22 protein-coding genes are annotated in these 18,900 nt (G+C 73.1%); 16 read left to right on the top strand and 6 right to left on the bottom strand.

The window, feature by feature from the left end:
• Nucleotides 1-120: 120 nt before the first annotated feature.
• From J2X64_RS00600 to J2X64_RS00565, 8 genes are all read left to right on the top strand, one after another.
• On the top strand, nucleotides 121-1,605 hold the full coding sequence (locus J2X64_RS00600) for a glycosyltransferase family 39 protein (RefSeq protein ID WP_310148112.1): 1,485 nt from the start codon (nucleotides 121-123) through the stop codon (nucleotides 1,603-1,605).
• 19 nt (nucleotides 1,606-1,624) lie between these two features.
• The gene (locus J2X64_RS00595; protein WP_310148109.1) at nucleotides 1,625-1,846 is read left to right on the top strand and encodes a DUF3046 domain-containing protein; all 222 of its coding nucleotides are present in this window, start codon (nucleotides 1,625-1,627) and stop codon (nucleotides 1,844-1,846) included.
• Nucleotides 1,843-2,862 (top strand): nitronate monooxygenase, encoded by a 1,020-nt coding sequence (locus tag J2X64_RS00590; protein ID WP_310148107.1) that lies wholly within the window; start codon nucleotides 1,843-1,845, stop codon nucleotides 2,860-2,862. The genes J2X64_RS00595 and J2X64_RS00590 overlap by 4 nt, the downstream gene beginning before the upstream one ends.
• Nucleotides 2,863-2,943: 81 nt before the next feature.
• Entirely contained in the window at nucleotides 2,944-3,258 is a 315-nt protein-coding gene (locus J2X64_RS00585; RefSeq protein ID WP_310148104.1) for a DUF1905 domain-containing protein, read from the top strand.
• Between the two features lie 111 nt (nucleotides 3,259-3,369).
• On the top strand, nucleotides 3,370-4,287 hold the full coding sequence (locus tag J2X64_RS00580; protein ID WP_397444027.1) for an ABC transporter ATP-binding protein: 918 nt from the start codon (nucleotides 3,370-3,372) through the stop codon (nucleotides 4,285-4,287).
• Complete coding sequence (locus J2X64_RS00575; protein WP_310148099.1) at nucleotides 4,287-5,183, top strand: ABC transporter permease; 897 nt, start codon at nucleotides 4,287-4,289, stop codon at nucleotides 5,181-5,183. Before J2X64_RS00580 ends, J2X64_RS00575 begins: the two co-directional genes overlap by 1 nt.
• Nucleotides 5,180-6,037 (top strand): ABC transporter permease, encoded by an 858-nt coding sequence (locus tag J2X64_RS00570; protein ID WP_310148096.1) that lies wholly within the window; start codon nucleotides 5,180-5,182, stop codon nucleotides 6,035-6,037. The genes J2X64_RS00575 and J2X64_RS00570 overlap by 4 nt, the downstream gene beginning before the upstream one ends.
• Nucleotides 6,038-6,047: 10 nt before the next feature.
• Nucleotides 6,048-6,512: a GNAT family N-acetyltransferase gene (locus J2X64_RS00565; protein ID WP_310148094.1), complete on the top strand. Its 465-nt coding sequence runs from the start codon at nucleotides 6,048-6,050 to the stop codon at nucleotides 6,510-6,512.
• Nucleotides 6,513-6,656: 144 nt separating this feature from the next.
• Here the strand turns inward: J2X64_RS00565 and J2X64_RS00560 are convergent, their stop codons facing one another.
• Genes J2X64_RS00560 through J2X64_RS00545 form a run of 4 tightly spaced genes read right to left on the bottom strand, consistent with a single transcriptional unit; the run spans nucleotide 6,657 to nucleotide 10,252 of the window.
• A complete protein-coding gene (locus J2X64_RS00560) occupies nucleotides 6,657-7,820 on the bottom strand; it encodes an ABC transporter permease (RefSeq protein WP_310148091.1) in 1,164 nt (387 codons plus the stop codon).
• Nucleotides 7,817-8,983 (bottom strand): ABC transporter permease, encoded by a 1,167-nt coding sequence (locus J2X64_RS00555; protein ID WP_310148086.1) that lies wholly within the window; start codon nucleotides 8,981-8,983, stop codon nucleotides 7,817-7,819. The genes J2X64_RS00560 and J2X64_RS00555 overlap by 4 nt, the downstream gene beginning before the upstream one ends.
• 1 nt (nucleotide 8,984) lies before the next feature.
• Entirely contained in the window at nucleotides 8,985-9,950 is a 966-nt protein-coding gene (locus tag J2X64_RS00550) for an ABC transporter ATP-binding protein (protein ID WP_310148083.1), read from the bottom strand.
• Nucleotides 9,951-9,982: 32 nt separating this feature from the next.
• Entirely contained in the window at nucleotides 9,983-10,252 is a 270-nt protein-coding gene (locus J2X64_RS00545) for a DUF1876 domain-containing protein (protein ID WP_310148080.1), read from the bottom strand.
• A 152-nt stretch (nucleotides 10,253-10,404) separates the two neighbouring features.
• Between J2X64_RS00545 and J2X64_RS00540 the strand changes: the two genes are divergently transcribed.
• The 8 genes from J2X64_RS00540 (at nucleotide 10,405) to dapF (ending at nucleotide 17,720) form a co-directional block, all read left to right on the top strand.
• A complete protein-coding gene (locus tag J2X64_RS00540) occupies nucleotides 10,405-10,779 on the top strand; it encodes a hypothetical protein (protein WP_310148077.1) in 375 nt (124 codons plus the stop codon).
• 293 nt (nucleotides 10,780-11,072) lie between these two features.
• A complete protein-coding gene (gene recA / locus J2X64_RS00535) occupies nucleotides 11,073-12,143 on the top strand; it encodes a recombinase RecA (RefSeq protein WP_310153064.1) in 1,071 nt (356 codons plus the stop codon).
• Nucleotides 12,144-12,184: 41 nt separating this feature from the next.
• Nucleotides 12,185-12,877: a regulatory protein RecX gene (locus J2X64_RS00530; protein ID WP_310148075.1), complete on the top strand. Its 693-nt coding sequence runs from the start codon at nucleotides 12,185-12,187 to the stop codon at nucleotides 12,875-12,877.
• Nucleotides 12,878-12,896: 19 nt separating this feature from the next.
• The gene (locus J2X64_RS00525; protein WP_310148072.1) at nucleotides 12,897-13,658 is read left to right on the top strand and encodes a YoaK family protein; all 762 of its coding nucleotides are present in this window, start codon (nucleotides 12,897-12,899) and stop codon (nucleotides 13,656-13,658) included.
• 59 nt (nucleotides 13,659-13,717) lie between these two features.
• Nucleotides 13,718-15,253: a tRNA (N6-isopentenyl adenosine(37)-C2)-methylthiotransferase MiaB gene (gene miaB, locus J2X64_RS00520; RefSeq protein WP_310148069.1), complete on the top strand. Its 1,536-nt coding sequence runs from the start codon at nucleotides 13,718-13,720 to the stop codon at nucleotides 15,251-15,253.
• Nucleotides 15,254-15,303: 50 nt separating this feature from the next.
• Nucleotides 15,304-15,900 carry a peptide deformylase gene (gene def / locus J2X64_RS00515; protein ID WP_310148066.1) on the top strand — a complete coding sequence of 199 codons (597 nt, stop codon included), beginning with the start codon at nucleotides 15,304-15,306 and terminating at the stop codon, nucleotides 15,898-15,900.
• Between the two features lie 4 nt (nucleotides 15,901-15,904).
• Nucleotides 15,905-16,855, top strand: a complete 951-nt coding sequence (gene miaA, locus J2X64_RS00510; protein WP_310148064.1) for a tRNA (adenosine(37)-N6)-dimethylallyltransferase MiaA — start codon at nucleotides 15,905-15,907, stop codon at nucleotides 16,853-16,855.
• The gene (gene dapF / locus J2X64_RS00505) at nucleotides 16,848-17,720 is read left to right on the top strand and encodes a diaminopimelate epimerase (protein ID WP_310148060.1); all 873 of its coding nucleotides are present in this window, start codon (nucleotides 16,848-16,850) and stop codon (nucleotides 17,718-17,720) included. The genes miaA and dapF overlap by 8 nt, the downstream gene beginning before the upstream one ends.
• Here dapF and J2X64_RS00500 read toward each other — a convergent pair.
• Nucleotides 17,704-18,141: a VOC family protein gene (locus J2X64_RS00500; RefSeq protein WP_310148057.1), complete on the bottom strand. Its 438-nt coding sequence runs from the start codon at nucleotides 18,139-18,141 to the stop codon at nucleotides 17,704-17,706. The genes dapF and J2X64_RS00500 overlap by 17 nt on opposite strands.
• 83 nt (nucleotides 18,142-18,224) lie before the next feature.
• Nucleotides 18,225-18,842 carry a methyltransferase gene (locus J2X64_RS00495; protein ID WP_310148053.1) on the bottom strand — a complete coding sequence of 206 codons (618 nt, stop codon included), beginning with the start codon at nucleotides 18,840-18,842 and terminating at the stop codon, nucleotides 18,225-18,227.
• Nucleotides 18,843-18,900: the final 58 nt, after the last annotated feature.

Genomic DNA, 18,900 nt, shown 5'->3' with positions numbered 1-18,900 from the left:
GGGCTGCGCCGCCACCCGGTCGCGGCCCGCAGGCCGGCCACCCCGCCCCCACCGCGCTGACCGGAGCCGGATCGGCGGAAGTCGCTCGACACGGCCCCAGGCACGCGACACCCTGTGCCCATGACGGCCGTGGGGGACAGCCAGCGCCTGCCCGTCCGCCACCCCGTCTGGTGGGCCGCCGTGCTCGGGGCCGCGCTCGCCCAGGCGGCAGCCCTCACCCTCGGCTCGAGCGGCTACGGCTACCACCGCGACGAGCTCTACTTCCGGATGCTGCCTCGCGCCTGGGGCTACGTCGACCAACCCCCGCTCACGCCGCTCCTCGCGCACCTGACCACCTACCTCGCCGACGCCCCGTGGGCGCTGCGGGTCCCGGCGACGCTCGCAGCCGCGACCTCGGTCGTCCTCGTCACACTCATCACCCGCGAGCTCGGCGGTGGCCGAGGGGCGCAGGCGCTCGCCGCGTGGGGCTACGCCTTCGCCGCCATCCCGCTGATGCTCGGCCACCTCCTGCTCACCTCGACGGTCGACCTGCCGCTGCTCGCCCTCGTCGTGCTGGCGGTGCTGCGTGCGACCGGTGGTCACCCGCGCTGGTGGCTGGTCGCGGGGGCAGTCGCGGGCCTCACGACGTACAACCGCCTGCTGGTCGCCGTCGTCGTGGGCTCCCTCGGCATCGGGATCCTCGCGCTGGGGCCCCGACGCTCCCTGCGCGGCCGGTGGCTCCTCGCCGGGGCGGCCGCCGGCCTCGTGCTCTCCCTGCCGAACCTGCTCTACCAGGCCACCCACGGCTGGCCGCAGCTCGCCATGGGCCGCGCGCTCGCCGACAACAACGCCGCCGACGTCCGCGGCGGCCTGCCGCTCCTCCTGCTCGTCATGCTGGGCCCGCCGCTGGTGGTGGTGTGGGCGACCGGGCTGGTCTGGCTGCTGCGTCGGCCCCAACGCGCCCAGGCCGGCTACCTGGCCGTCGCGTGCCTGCTCCTCGTCGCCTTCACGTGGGTCTCCGGAGCCCAGCCGCACTACCCGGCCCACCTCCTCTCCGTCGCGTATGCCGCCGGCTGCGTCCCCGTCGCCCGCTGGCTGGGCCGCCGCCGCTGGGCGGCCGTGACCGCGGGCGTCCTCGTCGCGGTCAACGCCTCCGTCTCCGTCCTGCTCGCCCTGCCGGTGGTGCCGGTGGGCACCGTCGGCTCGACGCCGGTCGCCGACGTGAGCCCGCTGGTGGCCGACCAGGTCGGCTGGCCGCGCTACGTCGCGCAGGTGGCCGCGGCATACCGGACCGCACCCGGTCACCCGACGCAGGTGGTCACGTCCAACTACGGCGAGGCCGGCGCCATCGCCCGCTACGGGCACCCCCTGGGCCTGCCGCGCCCGCTCAGCGGCCAGAACGCCCTCGCCGACGTCGCCCGCCCGCCGGACGCCACGCAGACCATCATCGTCGTCGGGTACCAGCTCGACGGCGTGCGGGACCTGTTCGCGTCCTGCCGGGTCCTCGACCGGCTCGACGACCGTGTCGGCGTCGACAGCGAGGAGCAGGGCGCCCCCGTCGCGGTGTGCACCGGTCCGCGCAGGCCGTGGACGGCGCTCTGGCCGCGGTTCCACCACCTCGACTAAGCGTGCCTAGACTCCAGTGGTGCGGTTGAGCCACTTCTGGGAGCTGATGAACGACGAGTTCGGCGAGGCCTACGCCTCCTCGCTGGCCCGCAGCCACACCCTGCACGCGCTGGGTGACCAGACCGTGCAGCAGGCCCTCGACGCCGGCGAGTCCCCCCGCCGGGTGTGGCTCGCGCTGTGCGACGACATGGACGTGCCCGAGTCGCGCCGCCTCGGCGTGGAGCGGAAGCCGGCCAAGTGACCCGGCTCGACTGGAGCCGCCATCCCGTCGTCGTCGCACCCATGGCCGGCGGCCCCACCACCGTCGAGCTCGCGGTCGCTGCAGCGCGCGGCGGCGCCTTCCCCGTCCTCGCCGGCGCCTACCTGGCGCCGGAGCGTCTCCGGGACGACGTCGCCGCCTTCCGCGCCGCGTCGTCGGCACCGTTCGGCGTCAACGTCTTCGTCCCGTCGCCCGACCCGCCGTCCGTCGCCGCGGACGTGATGGCGTATGCCGAGCTGCTGGCACCGTGGGCGGCCGCAGCGGGCGTCGACCTGGGCCAGGCCCGGTGGGACGACGACGCCTACGCGGCAAAGGTCGACGCGCTCGTCGAGGCGGCCCCGCCCTTCGTGTCCTTCTCGTTCGGCTGGCCGTCCGCGGAGGACGTCGCCCGCCTGCACGCCGCGGGCACCGCCGTGTGGTGCACCGTCAACGAGCCCGAGGAGGCGGACTGGGCGGTCGAGCTCGGCGCCGACGGGCTCGTCGCACAGGGGTGGGAGGCCGGTGCCCACCGCGGCGGCCCGGTCGACAGCGGTCGCGAGCAGCCGGTGACGCTCGACCTGGTCGCGGCCCTGCGCTCGCGCACCGACCTGCCGGTGATGGCGGCCGGCGGGTTCGCCACCGGCGCCGACGGTGCTGCGGCGCTGGCGGCCGGGGCGAGCGCCGCGGCCTACGGCACGGCGTTCCTGCTCTGCCCCGAGGCCGGCACCTCGCCCGTGCACCGTCACGCCCTGGTCCACCGGCGCGGCACCACGGTGACGCGCGCCTACACCGGCCGCAGCGCCCGCGCGCTGGTCACGAGCTGGACCGAGCTGTACGGCGAGGCGGCACCCGCGGCATACCCGCACGTCCACCACCTCACCGCACCGCTGCGGGCGCACGGCAGGGCCACCGGCGAGGCGGAGCTCGTTAACCTCTGGGCGGGCACGGGCCACGACCGGGCGCGCGAGCTGCCGGCCGAGGAGCTCGCCCGCACGCTGCTCGCCGAGCTCAGGGCCTGAGGCTCCCGGCGTCGAACCCCCGGCAGTCCGACCCCGCCGTCGGACCGCCGGCCGTCGGCGGTCGGGGCTAGCGTCGTCCACGTGGACGGGAACGGGCGGCACAGCTGGGAGGTCACGGCGCCGCTGTGGCTGTGGGGGAGCAACGCGTCGTGGCACTTCCTCACCGTGCCCGAGGAGACGAGCGACGAGATCGCGGACCTCGCCGAGGGGCGGGCCGGCGGGTTCGGCTCCGTGCGCGTGGAGGTGACCTGCGGCGACACCACCTGGCTCACGTCGCTGTTCCCCAGCAAGGAGCAGGCCGCGTACATCCTGCCGATGAAGGCGGCCGTGCGCCGGGCCGAGGGGCTGGCGGCGGGGGACCCGGCGACGGTCCGCATCACCGCCGTGCACCTCTGAGCCGCGTGCCGGAAAAGGAGGGGAACGCTGTCGGGGTCCTCGGTAGCGTTGTGACACGTGTCCTCCGCACCCGCCCCGTCCACGTCCACCGCACCGGCTGCCGCCGACGAGATCCTGCTCAGCGCCACGGGGCTGACCAAGACCTTCGGGGAGTTCACCGCCGTCGACGGCATCGACTTCTCGGTGCGCAAGGGGGAGTGCTTCGGGTTCCTCGGGCCGAACGGCGCGGGCAAGTCCTCGACCATGCGGATGGTCGGCTGCGTCTCGCCGGTCAGCGGCGGCGACCTGCGGCTCTTCGGCCTCGACCCGGCGACGGACGGCCCGGCGATCCGCGCCCGGCTCGGAAGCTGCCCGCAGCGCGACACCCTCGACGAGGAGCTCACGGTCGAGGAGAACCTCTGGATCTACGGCCGCTACTTCGGCCTGTCGCGCAAGGAGGTGCGGTCCCGCGCGGCCGAGCTGCTCGACTTCGCCCAGCTGACCGAGCGCGCCAAGGACAAGGTCGAGCCGCTCTCCGGCGGCATGAAGCGCCGCCTCACGATCGCCCGCTCGCTGATCAACAGCCCCGAGATCCTGCTGCTCGACGAGCCGACCACCGGGCTCGACCCGCAGGCGCGACACGTGTTGTGGGACAGGCTGTTCCGGCTCAAGCGCTCGGGCGTCACCCTCGTCCTGACCACGCACTACATGGACGAGGCCGAGCAGCTCTGCGACCGGCTCGTCGTCATGGACCACGGCCGGATCGTCGCCGAGGGCTCGCCCCGCTCGCTCATCGACGAGTACTCCACCCGCGAGGTCCTCGAGCTGCGATTCGACGCCGAGGAGCAGGGCCACTTCGCCGAGCAGGTCTCCGGCGTCGCCGAGCGGGTCGAGGTGCTGCCCGACCGGCTGCTGCTCTACACCGAGGACGGCGACGAGACGATGGCCAAGGTCCACGCCCGCGGGGTCGAGCCGCTGTCGTCGCTGGTGCGCCGCTCCACCCTCGAGGACGTCTTCCTCCACCTCACCGGCCGGACGCTGGTCGACTAATGTCCGTCGCCCACTCCCAGCCATCGGCCTCGCAGCCGCCGCCCGGCGACAGCGGCCACGGCCCCGCCGACGCCTCCACCGTCGCCGGGAGCCGCGCCGCGCACGGCGTCCGCGCCCCCATGTCCGGGGGTGAGCGGCTGCTCGCCGTCCTCGTTTACCACGCGACCGTCTACCGGCGCACCTGGCGCGGCTCGGTCATCACCCGGGTGCTCTCGCCCGTGCTGTTCCTGCTCGCGATGGGCGTCGGACTCGGCTCGCTCGTCGACTCGCGCGCCGGGGGCGTCAACGGCACGCCCTACCTGCACTTCGTGGTCCCGGCGATCGTCGCCGCCCAGTCGATGTGGGTCGCGTGGGGCGAGTCGAGCTACCAGGTGCTCGGCTACATCAAGTGGAACATGGGCTACCACGCCCAGCTCGCGACCCCGCTGCGCGTGCGCGACGTGCTGGCCGGCCACTTCACGATGGTCGGCCTGCACCTGGTCATGGCGACCTCCATCTTCATGGTGATCGCGGCGCTGTTCGGCGGGTTCGACTCGTGGTGGGCGGTCCTGTGCCTGCCGATCGCGGTGCTGACCGGCCTGGCGTTCTCCACGCCGATGTTCGCCTTCACCGCCACCCAGGAGGGCGACAACGGGTTCAACATCCTCTACCGCTGGATCATCACCCCGCTGATGCTCTTCTCCGGCACGTTCTTCCCGGTCGACCAGCTCCCGGCCTGGATGCAGCCCGTCGCCTGGGTGACCCCGCTGTGGCACGGCGTCGCCGCCGCCCGGTCGGTGTCGGTCGGCGACGTGTCCGTGCTGCCCTTCCTGGGCCACCTGCTCGTGCTCGCCCTGTATGCCGTGGTGGGCGCGCTGCTCGCGCACCGCACCTTCACCAGGAGGCTGGAACCGTGAGCACGACGTCGACGACCCCGACCCGGCCCGGCGGACCGTCCCGCCCGACGGCCGCGACGCGGCTGGCCCGCGCCGTGCCTGTGCCGGCCGGTGCGGGGCTCGCGCGGATGCTGGTCGAGCGCAACGTCACGTCGTTCCGGCACGGCTGGATCGCGCTCGTCACCGGGTTCGCCGAGCCGGTGTTCTACCTGTTCTCGCTCGGCGTGGGCATCGGCGCGCTGGTGAGGACCGTGACGACCGACAGCGGCATGGTCGTCACCTACCCCCAGTTCGTGGCGCCCGCCCTGCTGGCCGCGTCGGCGATGAACGGTGCCGTGTTCGACTCCACGTTCAACGTCTTCTTCAAGCTCAAGTACGCCAAGCTCTACGACGCCGTGCTCGCCACACCGATGGGTCCGCGTGACATCGCCGTGGGCGAGATCTCGTGGTCGCTGATCCGCGGCGGCCTGTACTCGCTCGCCTTCCTCGTCGTGGCGCTGCTCGCGGGTGCCGTGCACTCGTGGTGGGCGCTGCTGGCGGTGCCCGCTGCGGTGTTCATCGGGTTCGCGTTCGCCGCGCTGGGGATGTTCGCCACGACGTTCATGCGCTCGTGGGTCGACTTCGACTACGTCACGCTGGCGATCCAGCCGATGTTCCTGTTCTCGGCGACGTTCTTCCCGCTGGCGACCTACCCCGACGCGCTGCAGTGGCTGGTCCGCGCGACGCCGCTCTACCACGGTGTCGCGCTCGAGCGGGCGCTCATGCTCGGCGACATGGGCTGGGGCGTGCTGGGACACGTCGCCTACCTCGTCGTGCTCGGCCTCGTCGGCGTGCTGGGGGCGGCCCGTCGCCTCGAGCGGCTCCTGCTCTCGTAGCCTCGTCGGTATGCCGCACGAGCTCGACACCCCGTCCCCGCCCGAGCCACCGGTCCGGGTGGCGACGTTCGAGCAGCTCGACGCGCACACGGCATACCGGCTCTGGGCGCTGCGCTCGCAGGTCTTCGTCGTCGAGCAGGACTGCCCCTACCTCGACCTCGACGGCCGCGACGCGGAGCCCTCCGCCCGGCACCTGTGGGTCGAGGTCGACGGGCTGCCCGTGTCGACGCTCCGGCTGCTCGAGGACGGTGAGGCGCTGCGGGTCGGTCGCGTCGCCACGGCCGAGTCGGCGCGCGGTGCCGGCCTGGCCGCTGCGCTGGTGCAGGCCGCGCTGGGGCTGGCGGGGGAGCGCGACGTCGTGCTCGACGCCCAGTCGCACCTGGCCGACTGGTACGCCGCGTTCGGGTTCGTGCCCGACGGCCGCGGCTTCGTCGAGGACGGCATCCCGCACACGCCGATGCGCCGCCGCGGCTGACCGGAGACACCTCACCCCCGCCAGGCGGCCTCCCGGGTGACTCCGCGCCGCCCGCGACACGCTCGTCTGCGCACAGACCTCAGTACCAGTGCGCCGAGAGCGGATCCATGGCCACCCACACCCCCGTCTGCGCACAGAGCCCCGTCAGCCGGTGACGAGGGAGCGGCGCAGGCGGAACGTGGCCGTCCCGAGCAGCAGCACGGCGAAGCCGGACAGCACCGCCAGCGGCCCCAGGATGTCGCCGACCCCGCCCCCACGCGACAGCAGCGTCACCCAGGCGTCGACGGCCCAGGCGTGCGGCGTCAGGTGGCCGGCCGCCCGCACCCCGGCCGGCACGATCTCCAGCGGCCACATGCAGCCGCCCAGCATCCCGAAGGCGATCCCGACCGCCGGCCCGATCGCGCTCGCCTGCTCGGGCGTGTGGAAGAGGGTGCCGCTCACGAGCCCGGCCCCGGTCCCGACGAGGCACCACACGCCGATGAGCAGGGTGGCCGCGAGCGGGTTTCCCCAGCCGACCCCGAACACGACCGCGCCGACCACCACGATGAGCGCGGCCTGGGCGGCGGCGAGCGCGAGGTAGCACAGGCCCTCGCCCAGGACGAGGTCGCGCGGGCGGACCGGGGCGGCGAGCGCCCGGGAGAAGATGCCGAACCGGCGCGTCTGGATGATCGCGGCTCCGCCGGCCGTGGCGTTGATGAAGACGAAGAGCACCAGCATCGTCGGCGCGCTGTAGCTGAAGCCGAGCGGCAGGTAGTTGCTCGCGCTGTCGACGACCACGGTGCTGACCCCGGTCACCGGCGCCTGGCGCTGCAGGGCAAGGGCCCGCGCCTGGTTCTGCGCGAACGTGCCGCCGACACGTTCCGTGGCGAACGCCGCGGCCTGCACCGTGGCCGCCTGCCGGGCGACCACGGACCGGATGGTCGTCAGTGTCGAGCCGCCGGAGCCGACCGCGCCGGTGGTCAGCACGGGCAGGACCACCGAGCGCCCCGCCTGGAGCGTCGTCGCGAAGTCCGCAGGTACGAGCACGACGGCCGTGACCTCACCGGACCGCAGCCGCTGTACGCCCGCCCCCCGGTCCGCCACCCGCACGACCTGCAGGCCCGGGGCGGCGTCCAGCTCGGTGACGAGCGCGTTCGCCATGGTGCTGCGGTCGCCCTGCACCACGGCGACCCGCTCCTGCGCGAACCCCGACGTCGTTACCCCGATGAGCAGGATCACCATGAACGGCAGGAACAGCGCGAAGAACAGGAACGTGCGGTCCCGAGCCGCGCGCCGCAGCTCGGTCCAGGCCAGGACCACGGCCGTCATCGCGCGAGCACCCGACCACGCAGCAGGAAGGCGACCAGGGCCGTCCCCGCGGCGAACGCCAGCACCGCCAGAAGGGGAACCACCGCCGCCGTCCAGGGAGCCCCGCCCGAGAGGTCGGTGAAGGCGCGCAGGGCCCACCCGTTCGGGGTGAGGCGGGACAGCGTGCGGACCGCGTCCGGCGCCTGGGAGATGAAGACGAAGTTGCCGCCGAGCAGCACCAGCCCGAACGTGATGATCGAGGCGATGCCCTCGGCCTGCCGCTCGGTGCGCGCGAGGGTGATGACGAGGGCGGTGAGGCCGACGAGGGTGAGGGCGAGGGCGAGGACCAGTGCCACCACGACGGGTGGCGGACCCCAGTCGGCCCCGAACGCGAGCGAGCTCACGAGCGCCACCGTGCCCAGGCTGGCCGCGCCGTAGACGAACGTCGCGAGCGACTTGCCGGCGAGCACAGCGCCCATCCCCAGCGGCGCCACGGCCAGCCGCTCCAGGGTGCCGCCGCTGCGCTCGAGGAACCAGCCGCGCGAGCCGAACCCGATCGCGAAGAACATGAAGAACGTGCCCATCGCCGGCGCGTAGTAGCTGACCGCGGTGAGGGTCTTGGCGCCGGACGCCCGGGGCTGCGCCTGCTCGGGCAGCTCCCTGGTCGAGGCCTGTGCCGCGAGGGCTGCGACCGCGCTCGGCGGAGCGCCCGCCGCCACCGCCGTGCGCACCGACAGCTGCACGCCCTCGAGGTGCGCGGTGAAGGACTGGGCGAGCGCCCGCGCCACCTGCGCGGCCACCGTGGCGTCGACGCTGGCCAGCACCGTGATGGGCCGGCTGCCCCCGGCGGTCACCGCGTCGGAGAAGCCGGCCGGGATGACGTATGCCGCGCCGAGCGTGCCGTCCGCGACCTTCGCCCGGGCGTCGGCGCTGCCCGAGACGGTCCGCACCGTCAGCAGGCCGTGCAGGTCGGGGCTGCGCAGGAACTGGGAGAAGCCGGCCGCGATGGCGCCGTGGTCCTCGTCCACCACGGCCACGGAGGTGTGGAACGCCTGCGCGCCCCCGAACGCGAGGCTGATGAGCGCCGCCACCAGCAGCGGTGCGACGAACCCCAGTACCCACACCGACCGGTCCCGCAGCCGCTGCCGCAGGTCCTTGAGGGCGATGGCCACGACGGGGTGCACGTCACTCCCTCAGGGCCGTGCCGGTCAGGTGCAGGAAGACCGCCTCGAGGTCGGGCTCGACCACCTCCACCGAGCGCACCGCCGCGCCCGCGCTGCTCGCCGCGGCCAGCACGGTGGGCAGCCGCAGGCGTCCGTCCGTGGCCAGCAGCTCCACCGTCGAGTCGGAGACGTCGACGCTGTCGATCCCCTCCATCGACCGGCAGGTCTCGGCGAACGTCGCGAGGGAACCGGTGGCGGACAACAGGATCCGGTCGCGTTCCCCCACGCGGGCGACGAGCTCGCGGCGCGTGCCCTCGGCGACGAGGCGTCCGCGGTCGATGATGCCGACACGGTCGCAGAGCCGCTCCGCCTCCTCCATGTAGTGCGTCGTGTAGAGCACGGCGAGGCCGGAGGAGCCCAGGGCGCGGATGCTCTCCATGATCGCGTGGCGGCTCTGCGGGTCGACCCCGACCGTGGGCTCGTCGAGGACGAGCAGCTCGGGCCGGTGCAGCAGGCTCGCACCGATGTTGAGCCGGCGCCGCATACCGCCGCTGTAGGACTCGACCCGGTCGTCGCCGCGGTCGCGCAGGTCCACCAGGTCGAGCACCTCGTCCACGCGGGCGCGCAGCGTCGGGCCCGACAGTCGGTAGAGGCGGCCGAAGAAGGCGAGGTTCTCCCGGGCGGTGAGGTCCGGGTAGAGGGACACGTCCTGCGGGACGTACCCGATGCGGGCCTTGGCGCGGGTCGCGCCGGCGCTGACGGGGATGCCGGCCACCTCCACGGAGCCCTCGTCGGGGGTGAGCAGCCCGCACACGAGTCGGATCGTCGTGGTCTTGCCCGCACCGTTGGGACCGAGGAGCCCGTAGGCCTCCCCGGGCGCGATGTGGAACGAGACGTCGTCCACCGCCACACGGTCGCCGAACCGGCGCGTCAGGTGCCGGGCGACGAGGACGTGCTCGTGCGACGGGGTGCCGGCTGGGGCGCTCATGGCGGCGGGGGTGGGTACGGTCCGCGGGGTCGTCAGCGGCGCAGCGTCACGGGGTGGTGCAGGGATGCGGCGATGTCGTCGGCCGTGCTCTGCAGGAGCTCGTGGGCCAGCTCGGCGAGCGCCCGCGACACGGCGAGCTCCTCGCCGATCTGCGGCACGTCCGGGTCCTTGGGGTTGCGGTCGGCCCAGCCGATGCCGCGCACGTTGGTGCTGCCGTCCTTGTGCAGGCGGATCTCCGCGCGGGTGCGTCCGTCGTGCTCGTCCAGGGAGATCGAGATCCCCCAGGTGCCGTCGTGCGTCATGGCGTCCTCCTCGGTGCGGGCTCACGCCCACGCTCCACCGGGCGCCGATCGCCCACCCGGGTCCGAAGTCCCTGTTCCGGGTCGGGGGCGGCTCCCAGCATGGAACCGGTGCCGGGGGCCGGCGCCGCGCCGAACGGGAGAGGAACGAGGACATGACTGCGGAGAAGGACGACCGCACCAGCAAGGGCACGACCACGGACGAGACGGCGACCCGCGAGCGGATCGACGCCCTGCAGGCGGAGATCGTCGGCCTGCGGATGGAGCTGGCGCGCACCCGGATCGAGCAGTGGGCCGGCCGGCTCGACGACCTCGAGCTGCAGTACCACCTCGGGCGCATGGAGGCGGACGAGCGGCTCTCGGCGGCGCTCGCCGACGTCCGGCACCGGATCGCCAAGGCTCGCGCTCGTGCGGAGAACCGGGGTGAGGCCGCGGAGGAGGCGGTCGAGGCCATCACGTCGGGCGTCGAGCACGCGTTCGACGACCTGCGCCAGGCCATGGTCCGGGCCAGGGACGCCGTCACCCACTGAGGTGGCGGCTCGGGGGGAGCGCGGCCGGCACAGCGGGTCCGTCGGGGGGCGACCGGCGTGTCGGCTGCGCGGTGCGCGACTTTCGAACACGTGTTCGGTAGGTTTCTCCACAGGTGGCGTCCCGCCAGACCAACCGTCCACAGGCCCGCACTCGGCCTCGCGACGGCTGTCGGTGCCGACACCTAGCGTCTGACCCGAACGCAGGAGAGTGCGAGGCCAACCAGAGCCCAGGCTGCAGCAGGGTCGACGGCAGGCGCGCCCGACACGAGACGAAAGAAGGAAGCGTGGCGAAGATGGCCGCACCGACCAACCCCTCCGCAGTGGGAGTGGACCAGAAGTCCAGGTCCCTCGACACCGTCATGGGTCAGATCGAGAAGAACTTCGGCAAGGGCGCGGTCATGCGCCTCGGCGACGACGTCCGACCCCCCATCGAGGTCATCCCCACGGGGTCGATCTCCCTCGACGTCGCGCTCGGCATCGGCGGTCTGCCGCGCGGCCGCGTCGTCGAGATCTACGGCCCGGAGTCCTCGGGCAAGACGACCGTGGCGCTGCACGCCGTGGCGAGCGCCCAGCGCAACGGCGGCATCGCGGCGTTCATCGACGCCGAGCACGCCCTCGACCCCGAGTACGCCAAGAAGCTCGGCGTCGACACCGACGCGCTCCTCGTGTCGCAGCCCGACACCGGTGAGCAGGCGCTCGAGATCGCCGACATGCTGATCCGTTCCGGCGCGCTCGACATCATCGTCATCGACTCGGTGGCGGCGCTCGTGCCGCGCGCCGAGATCGAGGGCGAGATGGGTGACAGCCACGTCGGCCTCCAGGCGCGCCTGATGTCGCAGGCGCTGCGCAAGATCACCGGTGCGCTCAACACCACGGGCACCACCGCGATCTTCATCAACCAGCTCCGCGAGAAGATCGGCGTCATGTTCGGCTCGCCGGAGACGACGACCGGTGGCAAGGCGCTGAAGTTCTACGCCTCGGTCCGCCTCGACGTGCGCCGCATCGAGACGCTCAAGGACGGCAGCGAGCCGGTCGGCAACCGCACCCGGGTCAAGGTCGTCAAGAACAAGGTGTCCCCGCCGTTCAAGCAGGCCGAGTTCGACATCCTGTACGGCCAGGGCATCTCGCGTGAGGGCGGCCTCATCGACATGGGTGTGGACCACGGGTTCGTCCGCAAGTCCGGCGCCTGGTACACCTACGACGGCGACCAGCTCGGGCAGGGCAAGGAGAACGCCCGCAACTTCCTCAAGGACAACCCCGACCTCGCCAACGAGATCGAGAAGAAGATCAAGGAGAAGCTCGGCATCGGCCCGCAGGTCGACAAGCCGGCCGAGGTCGTGCCCGAGGTTCCGGTCGAGTTCTGACCGGACCTGACCTGATCTGACCGCTCCACCGGTCACCGCTCATGACTGACAAGCGCGCTGCGGCCTGGGCTGCCCTCGAGGCAGCCCAGGCCGCGACGTCGGCTGAGGGACCGGCCTGGTTCGGCGACGCCCCACCCACCGCTCCTGAGCCGGGTGGGGCCCCGGAGCACAAGCGCCGGGGCCGCCGCCCGCAGGCGTGGCAGCCGATCCCGGGCGACCCCGAGTCCGACCCCACGACCCGTGACGGTGAGCCGGACGCCGAGGACGTCGCCCGCCAGATCGTGCTGCGGCAGCTCGCGATGGCGCCGCGCAGCCGTAAGCAGCTGGCCGACAAGCTGCGCCAGCGCGGCTGCGCCGACGACGTCGCCGAGCGCGTCCTCGACCGCATGACCGAGGTGGGCCTCATCGACGACGAGGCGTATGCCGGGATGCTCGTCCGCTCCCAGCAGTCCAGCCGCGGGCTGGCCAAGCGGGCGCTGGCGCGCGAGCTGCGCACCAAGGGCGTCGACGACGAGACGGCGCAGGCCGCCCTCGAGGAGGTCCGCCCCGAGGACGAGCGCGAGCAGGCCGAGCGCCTGGTCGCCAAGAAGCTCCGGACCATGCACGGCCTCGACGCCACGGTGCAGACCCGCCGGCTCGCCGGCATGCTCGCCCGCAAGGGCTACCCGGGCGACCTGTCGATGCAGGTCATCCGCGAGGCCGTCCGCGGCGCCCCCGAGCACCAGCGCGACTGAGGTCCGTATCCTCGGCTGCGTGTCATGGTCGCAGTCACCGAGTCCCGTCGGGCTCGCTGCACGGCGGCTTCGCACGGTGGCCGGCGCGACCCGCACCCCTCGCAGGAACCGGCACCTGGCCAACCTCCTGGCCTTCATCGCCGGCATGCTGAACTCCGTCGGCTTCGTCGCGGTGTCGGTCTACACCTCGCACATGACCGGACTGACCGCGACGGTGGCGGACTCGCTGGTCCTGGGGCCGGTGCGCCTGGTCGGCATCGGGGTGGAGGCGATTGCCTGCTTCGTCCTCGGCGCCGGCACCTGCGCCATCGTCTTCAACTGGGGGCGTCGGCGGCACCACGAGGCGCGTTTCGCTAACGTCCTGGTGCTCGAGGCGTTGCTCATCCTCGCGTTCGGGGGCCTGGCCGACCAGCTGACCTGGCGGCACCGGAACCTCGTCTTCGTCGCGGTGCTGTGCTTCACCATGGGCCTGCAGAACGCGATCATCACCAAGATCTCCGCGGCCCAGATCCGCACCACCCACGTCACCGGCATGATCACCGACATCGGCATCGAGCTGGGGAAGGCCGCCTACCGCAGCCGTCGGTCCGGCGAGCCGCCTGTCGTGGCCGACCTGGGCAAGCTCGGCATGCTCGCCGGTCTCGTGACCCTCTTCTTCGTCGGGGGGGTCGCGGGCGCTGCCGGCTACGTGGCGCTGGGCTTCACCGTCCTCCTCGCGCCCGCCCTGGTGCTGCTGCTGGTCGCCGCACCGCCACTCGTCGTCGACCTCCGGGCGCGCTGAACCGTTCGGCGGCGACCCGGCATACGCACGCTGGGGGAGCACGTACCCTTGTCGGTGCGATGACGACCACAGCTGCCAACCCCTCTGCCGGCACGAAGACCTACGACGTGCGCACCCACGGGTGCCAGATGAACGTCCACGACTCCGAGCGGCTCGCCGGCCTGCTCGAGACAGCGGGCTACGTCGACGTCAACAGCCTGCCCGCGGGTGAGCGCCCCGAGGCCGCGGACGTCGTCGTCTTCAACACCTGCGCGGTCCGCGAGAACGCCGACAACAAGCTGTACGGCAACCTCGGCCAGCTGCGTCCCGCCAAGACGAGGAACCCCGACATGCAGATCGCCGTCGGTGGGTGCATGGCGCAGAAGGACCGCTCGACCATCGTCCAGCGTGCCCCCTGGGTCGACGTCGTCTTCGGCACCCACAACATCGGCAGCCTCCCGGCCCTGCTCGACCGCGCGCGGCACAACAAGCGCGCCGAGGTCGAGATCCTCGAGAGCCTCGAGGTGTTCCCGTCGACGCTGCCCACGCGCCGCGACTCGGCCTACGCCGGCTGGGTGTCCATCTCGGTGGGCTGCAACAACACCTGCACGTTCTGCATCGTCCCGAGCCTGCGCGGCAAGGAGGCCGACCGCCGCCCCGGCGACGTCCTCGCCGAGGTGCAGGCGCTCGTCGACCAGGGCGTCGTCGAGGTCACCCTGCTGGGGCAGAACGTCAACACCTACGGCGTCGAGTTCGGCGACCGGCTCGCCTTCGGCAAGCTCCTGCGCGCGTGCGGCGAGATCGACGGCCTCGAGCGGGTGCGGTTCACCAGCCCGCACCCGGCGGCCTTCACCGACGACGTCATCGCCGCCATGGCCGAGACCCCGAACGTCATGCCCAGCCTCCACATGCCGCTGCAGTCCGGCTCGGACAAGGTCCTCAAGGACATGCGCCGCTCCTACCGCAGCGCCAAGTTCCTCGGCATCCTCGAGAAGGTCCGGGCGCAGATCCCCGACGCCGCCATCACCACCGACATCATCGTCGGCTTCCCGGGTGAGACCGACGCGGACTTCGAGGAGACGCTGCGGGTCGTGCGCGAGAGCCGCTTCTCCAGCGCCTTCACGTTCCAGTACTCCATCCGCCCCGGCACCCCGGCCGCGACGATGCCCGACCAGCTGCCGAAGGCGGTCGTGCAGGAACGCTACGACCGCTTGATCGAGCTGCAGGAGGAGATCTCCTGGGCCGAGAACCGCGCGATCGAGGGCCGGGAGGTCGAGGTCCTCGTCGCCACCGGCGAGGGTCGCAAGGACACCGAGACCCAGCGCCTCTCCGGCCGGGCCCGGGACAACCGCCTCGTCCACTTCGCCGTGCCCGAGGGCGCCGAGAAGCCGCGCCCCGGCGACATGGTCACCGTCGGCGTCACCTACGGCGCGCCGCACCACCTCGTCGCCGACGCCGCCCTCTCCGGCGGTGCGTATGCCGTGCGCCGCACCGCCGGCGGCGACGCCTGGGCGGCGCTCCAGGACCAGCCCACCGGCGGCGGCAAGCCGGCCGTGAGCCTGGGCATGCCGGGCGTCGGCCGGCCCGCCCCGGTAGCCGCCCCTGGCTGCAGCTGAGGTTTCGGCCCCCGCCGGACGCGACCGCACCGATCTGGAAGACTCCCCGCATGACCGTGCGCCCCATCGTCATCACGGGCGAGCCCGTCCTGCACCGTCGGGCCGAACCCGTGCAGCACTTCGACGCCGAGCTCGCCGAGCTCGTCGCCGACATGTTCGAGACCATGGACGCGGCGAACGGCGTCGGCCTCGCCGCACCCCAGATCGGCGTGGGGCTGCGCATCTTCACGTGGCAGATGGAGAACGACGACGGGGTCCCGGCGCGCGGTGTCGTCGTCAACCCGTACGTCACGGCGTCCAAGCCTGCGCTCGAGGACCCGGACCCGCACGACGAGGTCGAGGGCTGCCTGTCGGTGCCGGGGGAGAGCTTCCCGCTGAAGCGCGGTCTCAGCGCCAAGGTGACGGGCTTCGACGTCGAGGGCAACGAGATCGCGTTCGAGGCCAGCGGCTGGTTCGCCCGGTGCATGCAGCACGAGTACGACCACCTCAACGGCTTCCTCTACGTCGACCGGCTCAACGACCGCTGGGGCCGGAAGGCCCGCAAGGCCGTCAAGAAGCAGGGTTGGGGCGTGCCCGGGCACTCGTGGATGCCGGGTGTCGACGAGGACCCGTTCGGCCACGACGCGCCGGACGAGCACGATCTCTGACGCGGTGACCTCCCACCCCGGGACCGCCCGACCCCTCGTGGTCGCCGTGGTCGGGCCGACTGCGACTGGCAAGTCCGACCTCGGCCTGCACCTTGCGGAGGAGCTCGGCGGCGAGGTGGTGAACGCCGATGCCAGCCAGCTCTACCGCGGCATGGACATCGGCACGGCCAAGCTCCCCGTGGCGCAGCGCCGTGGCATCCCGCACCACCAGCTCGACGTGCTGGAGGTGACGCAGGAGGCCAGCGTCGCGGCATACCAGCAGGCGGCACGGGCCGACATCGCAGCCGTCCAGGACCGCGGTGCCCATCCCGTGGTGGTGGGCGGCTCGGGGCTCTACGTCCGGGCAGCCCTCGACGTCCTCGACATCCCGCCCACCGACCCGGCGGTGCGCGCCCGGCTGGAGGGCGATGCGGACGCGGTCGGCCCCGAGGCGATGTACGAGCGCCTCCGTGACGTGGATCCCGTTGCGGCCCGGGGGATCGAGTCCCGCAACGTGCGCCGGGTGGTGCGCGCGCTCGAGGTGGTCGAGCTCACGGGACGGCCGTTCTCGGCCACCATGCCCCGTCGCGAGCACCTCCAGCCGACCGTCACGATCGGGCTGCGCCTGGACCGCGGCGTGCTCGACGAGCGCATCGGGCGCAGGGTCGCCCGCATGTGGGAGGACGGGCTGCTCGACGAGGTCCGCGACCTGGAGCGTCGAGGCCTGCGCGAGGGCCGCACCGCCTCCCGGGCGCTCGGCTACGCGCAGGCCCTCGCCGAGCTCGACGGCACGATGACGCGCGACGAGGCGCAGCAGCAGACGACCGCGATGACGCGGCGGTTCGCCCGGCGGCAGGAGTCGTGGTTCACCCCCGACCCGCGGATCGCCTGGCTGGACCCGACGGACCCCGAGCTCGTCCCGCGGGCCGTGGCGCTGGTCCGGGCTGCGATCGGCGACAATGGCGAACATGGCTGACCAGATCGCCTTCACCAAGGGGCACGGCACCGAGAACGACTTCGTCCTCGTCCCCGACCTCGAGGGCGCCCTCGACCTGACCGCGCAGCAGGCCGCCCGCCTCGCCGACCGGCACGCCGGCATCGGCGGCGACGGGGTCATCCGGGTCGTGCCGAGCGCTGCAGCCACCGAGCCCGGCGTGCTGGCACAGGCCACGCACGCCCGCTGGTTCATGGACTACCGCAACGCCGACGGCAGCGTCGCGGAGATGTGCGGCAACGGGACCCGCGTGTTCGCCACCTACCTGCGTCGTGAGGGGCTGGAGACCGCGGACGAGTTCGCCATCGCCACCCGCGCCGGCACCAAGGTCGTCCGGTTCGAGGGGCAGGGCTCGGACGCGCTCATCGCCGTCAACCTCGGCCCGTGGCGGCTGGCCCAGCCCGCGATCGCCGAGGACGAGGGCTTCGACGCGCTCGTCCACCTGCCCGGGCACGAGCCGATGTCTGCCCTGAGCCTCGACCTCGGCAACCCGCACACCGTCGTCGCGCTGCCCGAGCAGGTCGACCTCGACGCCCTCGACCTGCACCTCGCGCCACTGGTCAACCCGGCCCCCGAGCACGGCACGAACGTCGAGCTGGTCCGCCCGCTCGGCGCCGGCCACGTCCGCATGCGCGTGCACGAGCGCGGGGTGGGGGAGACCCGGTCCTGCGGCACGGGCGCTGCGGCCGCCGCCCTGGCGACCCGCTTCTGGGCGGGTGGCCAGGGGGACACCTGGACGGTCGACGTCCCGGGTGGCCGCCTGCGGGTCCGCGCCCTGCCGGGCGACGAGGTGGAGCTCGCCGGCCCGGCGGTCCTCGTCGCCGACGGTGTCACGTCGCTGGGCTGAACCGATCCCTCGCCGCCTCGGACACCGGGGTGAAGAGGTTGACCAGGTTGCCGTCCGGGTCGCGCAGCAGCATGGACCGGTTGCCCCACGGCATCGTCGTCGGGACCTGCTCGACGACCTCCACGGAGTCGCGCAGCCGGTCGTGCTCGGCGTCCACGTCGTCGACGAACCACTCGATGATCACCGAGCGGTTGGCGCTTGGTTCGGCCAGCCGGTCGCCGAAGAAGGCGAGGGTCTCGGTGCCCGCGACGGCCAGGGTGGCGCGGTCGCTCGCCAGCTCGGCGAAGGCGGGGGTGACCCAGCGGGCGGCGCGGCCGGTGACGAGCTCGTAGAAGGCGACCAGGCGCGCGACGTCGTCGGTGATGACGCGGACGGAAGCGAAGGTCGTCGTGGGGGTGGGGCTCTGTGCGTTTGTGGTCATGTCGGCGACGCTAGGCTTGCTTGCGGCCAGTTCCTGACCGGTATGCCGGTGGGGCCGGTCCTCAGGACGGCTGGGGTCGGTCCTCAGGAGGCCCGGCGGACCTCGAGCACCCGGAAGCCCTTGTCAGAGGCGTACCGGGACACGGCATACACCTCGGCCGGAAGCTGCTCGGAGAGCCAGCGCTGCAACGAGTCCGCGCCGAGGTTCTTCTGCACGACGAGGTAGGCCACCCCGCCCGGCGCGAGCCGCGGCAGCCAGGTGAGCATCAGCTCGTGCAGGACCGCCTTGCCGACCCGGATCGGTGGGTTGGACCAGATGAGGTCGAACGACAGGTCGGCGGGCACGTCCTCCGCCCGGCCTGCGTGGACGTGCGGCAGGTCGAGCGAGCGGGCGTTGGTGCGCAGCAGGTCGAGCGCGCGCTCGTTCACGTCCACGGCATACACCCGCGCCCCCGGCGCCCGCAGGGCCAGGGTGAGGGCGATGGGTCCCCAGCCGCAGCCGAGGTCGAGGAAGGTCCCGGTGGTCGGGGGCTCGGGTGCCTCGCGGAGCAGCACCGCGGTGCCCTTGTCGAGGCCGTCGGGGCTGAAGATGCCGCCCGCGGTGCGGACGGTCACGTCCCGCCCCGCCAGCCGGACGGTCAGGCTGCGCTGCTGCTCGGGACTCGCGGGGGAGGCGGTGAAGTAGTGGTCGCCGGTGCTCATCACGGGACACCGTAGCGGCGCACCGGGACGCCTCCTCGGGACCACCCGTCGGACCTCG

Source organism: Phycicoccus sp. 3266 (assembly GCF_031456495.1).
In the GTDB taxonomy this organism is placed as follows: Bacteria; Actinomycetota; Actinomycetes; order Actinomycetales; family Dermatophilaceae; genus Pedococcus.
This window is presented reverse-complemented; position numbering and strand designations above follow the sequence as displayed.

What these genes read in the sequence shown, in the direction of transcription:
- J2X64_RS00600 (WP_310148112.1), top strand. Translation starts at nt 121, where the DNA reads ATGACGGCCGTGGGGGACAGCCAGCGCCTGCCCGTCCGCCACCCCGTC.
- J2X64_RS00575 (WP_310148099.1), top strand. Translation starts at nt 4,287, where the DNA reads ATGTCCGTCGCCCACTCCCAGCCATCGGCCTCGCAGCCGCCGCCCGGC.
- J2X64_RS00565 (WP_310148094.1), top strand. Translation starts at nt 6,048, where the DNA reads ATGCCGCACGAGCTCGACACCCCGTCCCCGCCCGAGCCACCGGTCCGG.
- J2X64_RS00560 (WP_310148091.1), bottom strand. Translation starts at nt 7,820, where the DNA reads ATGACGGCCGTGGTCCTGGCCTGGACCGAGCTGCGGCGCGCGGCTCGG.
- J2X64_RS00550 (WP_310148083.1), bottom strand. Translation starts at nt 9,950, where the DNA reads ATGAGCGCCCCAGCCGGCACCCCGTCGCACGAGCACGTCCTCGTCGCC.
- J2X64_RS00545 (WP_310148080.1), bottom strand. Translation starts at nt 10,252, where the DNA reads ATGACGCACGACGGCACCTGGGGGATCTCGATCTCCCTGGACGAGCAC.
- J2X64_RS00540 (WP_310148077.1), top strand. Translation starts at nt 10,405, where the DNA reads ATGACTGCGGAGAAGGACGACCGCACCAGCAAGGGCACGACCACGGAC.
- recA (WP_310153064.1), top strand. Translation starts at nt 11,073, where the DNA reads ATGGCCGCACCGACCAACCCCTCCGCAGTGGGAGTGGACCAGAAGTCC.
- J2X64_RS00530 (WP_310148075.1), top strand. Translation starts at nt 12,185, where the DNA reads ATGACTGACAAGCGCGCTGCGGCCTGGGCTGCCCTCGAGGCAGCCCAG.
- miaB (WP_310148069.1), top strand. Translation starts at nt 13,718, where the DNA reads ATGACGACCACAGCTGCCAACCCCTCTGCCGGCACGAAGACCTACGAC.
- def (WP_310148066.1), top strand. Translation starts at nt 15,304, where the DNA reads ATGACCGTGCGCCCCATCGTCATCACGGGCGAGCCCGTCCTGCACCGT.
- dapF (WP_310148060.1), top strand. Translation starts at nt 16,848, where the DNA reads ATGGCTGACCAGATCGCCTTCACCAAGGGGCACGGCACCGAGAACGAC.
- J2X64_RS00500 (WP_310148057.1), bottom strand. Translation starts at nt 18,141, where the DNA reads ATGACCACAAACGCACAGAGCCCCACCCCCACGACGACCTTCGCTTCC.
- J2X64_RS00495 (WP_310148053.1), bottom strand. Translation starts at nt 18,842, where the DNA reads ATGAGCACCGGCGACCACTACTTCACCGCCTCCCCCGCGAGTCCCGAG.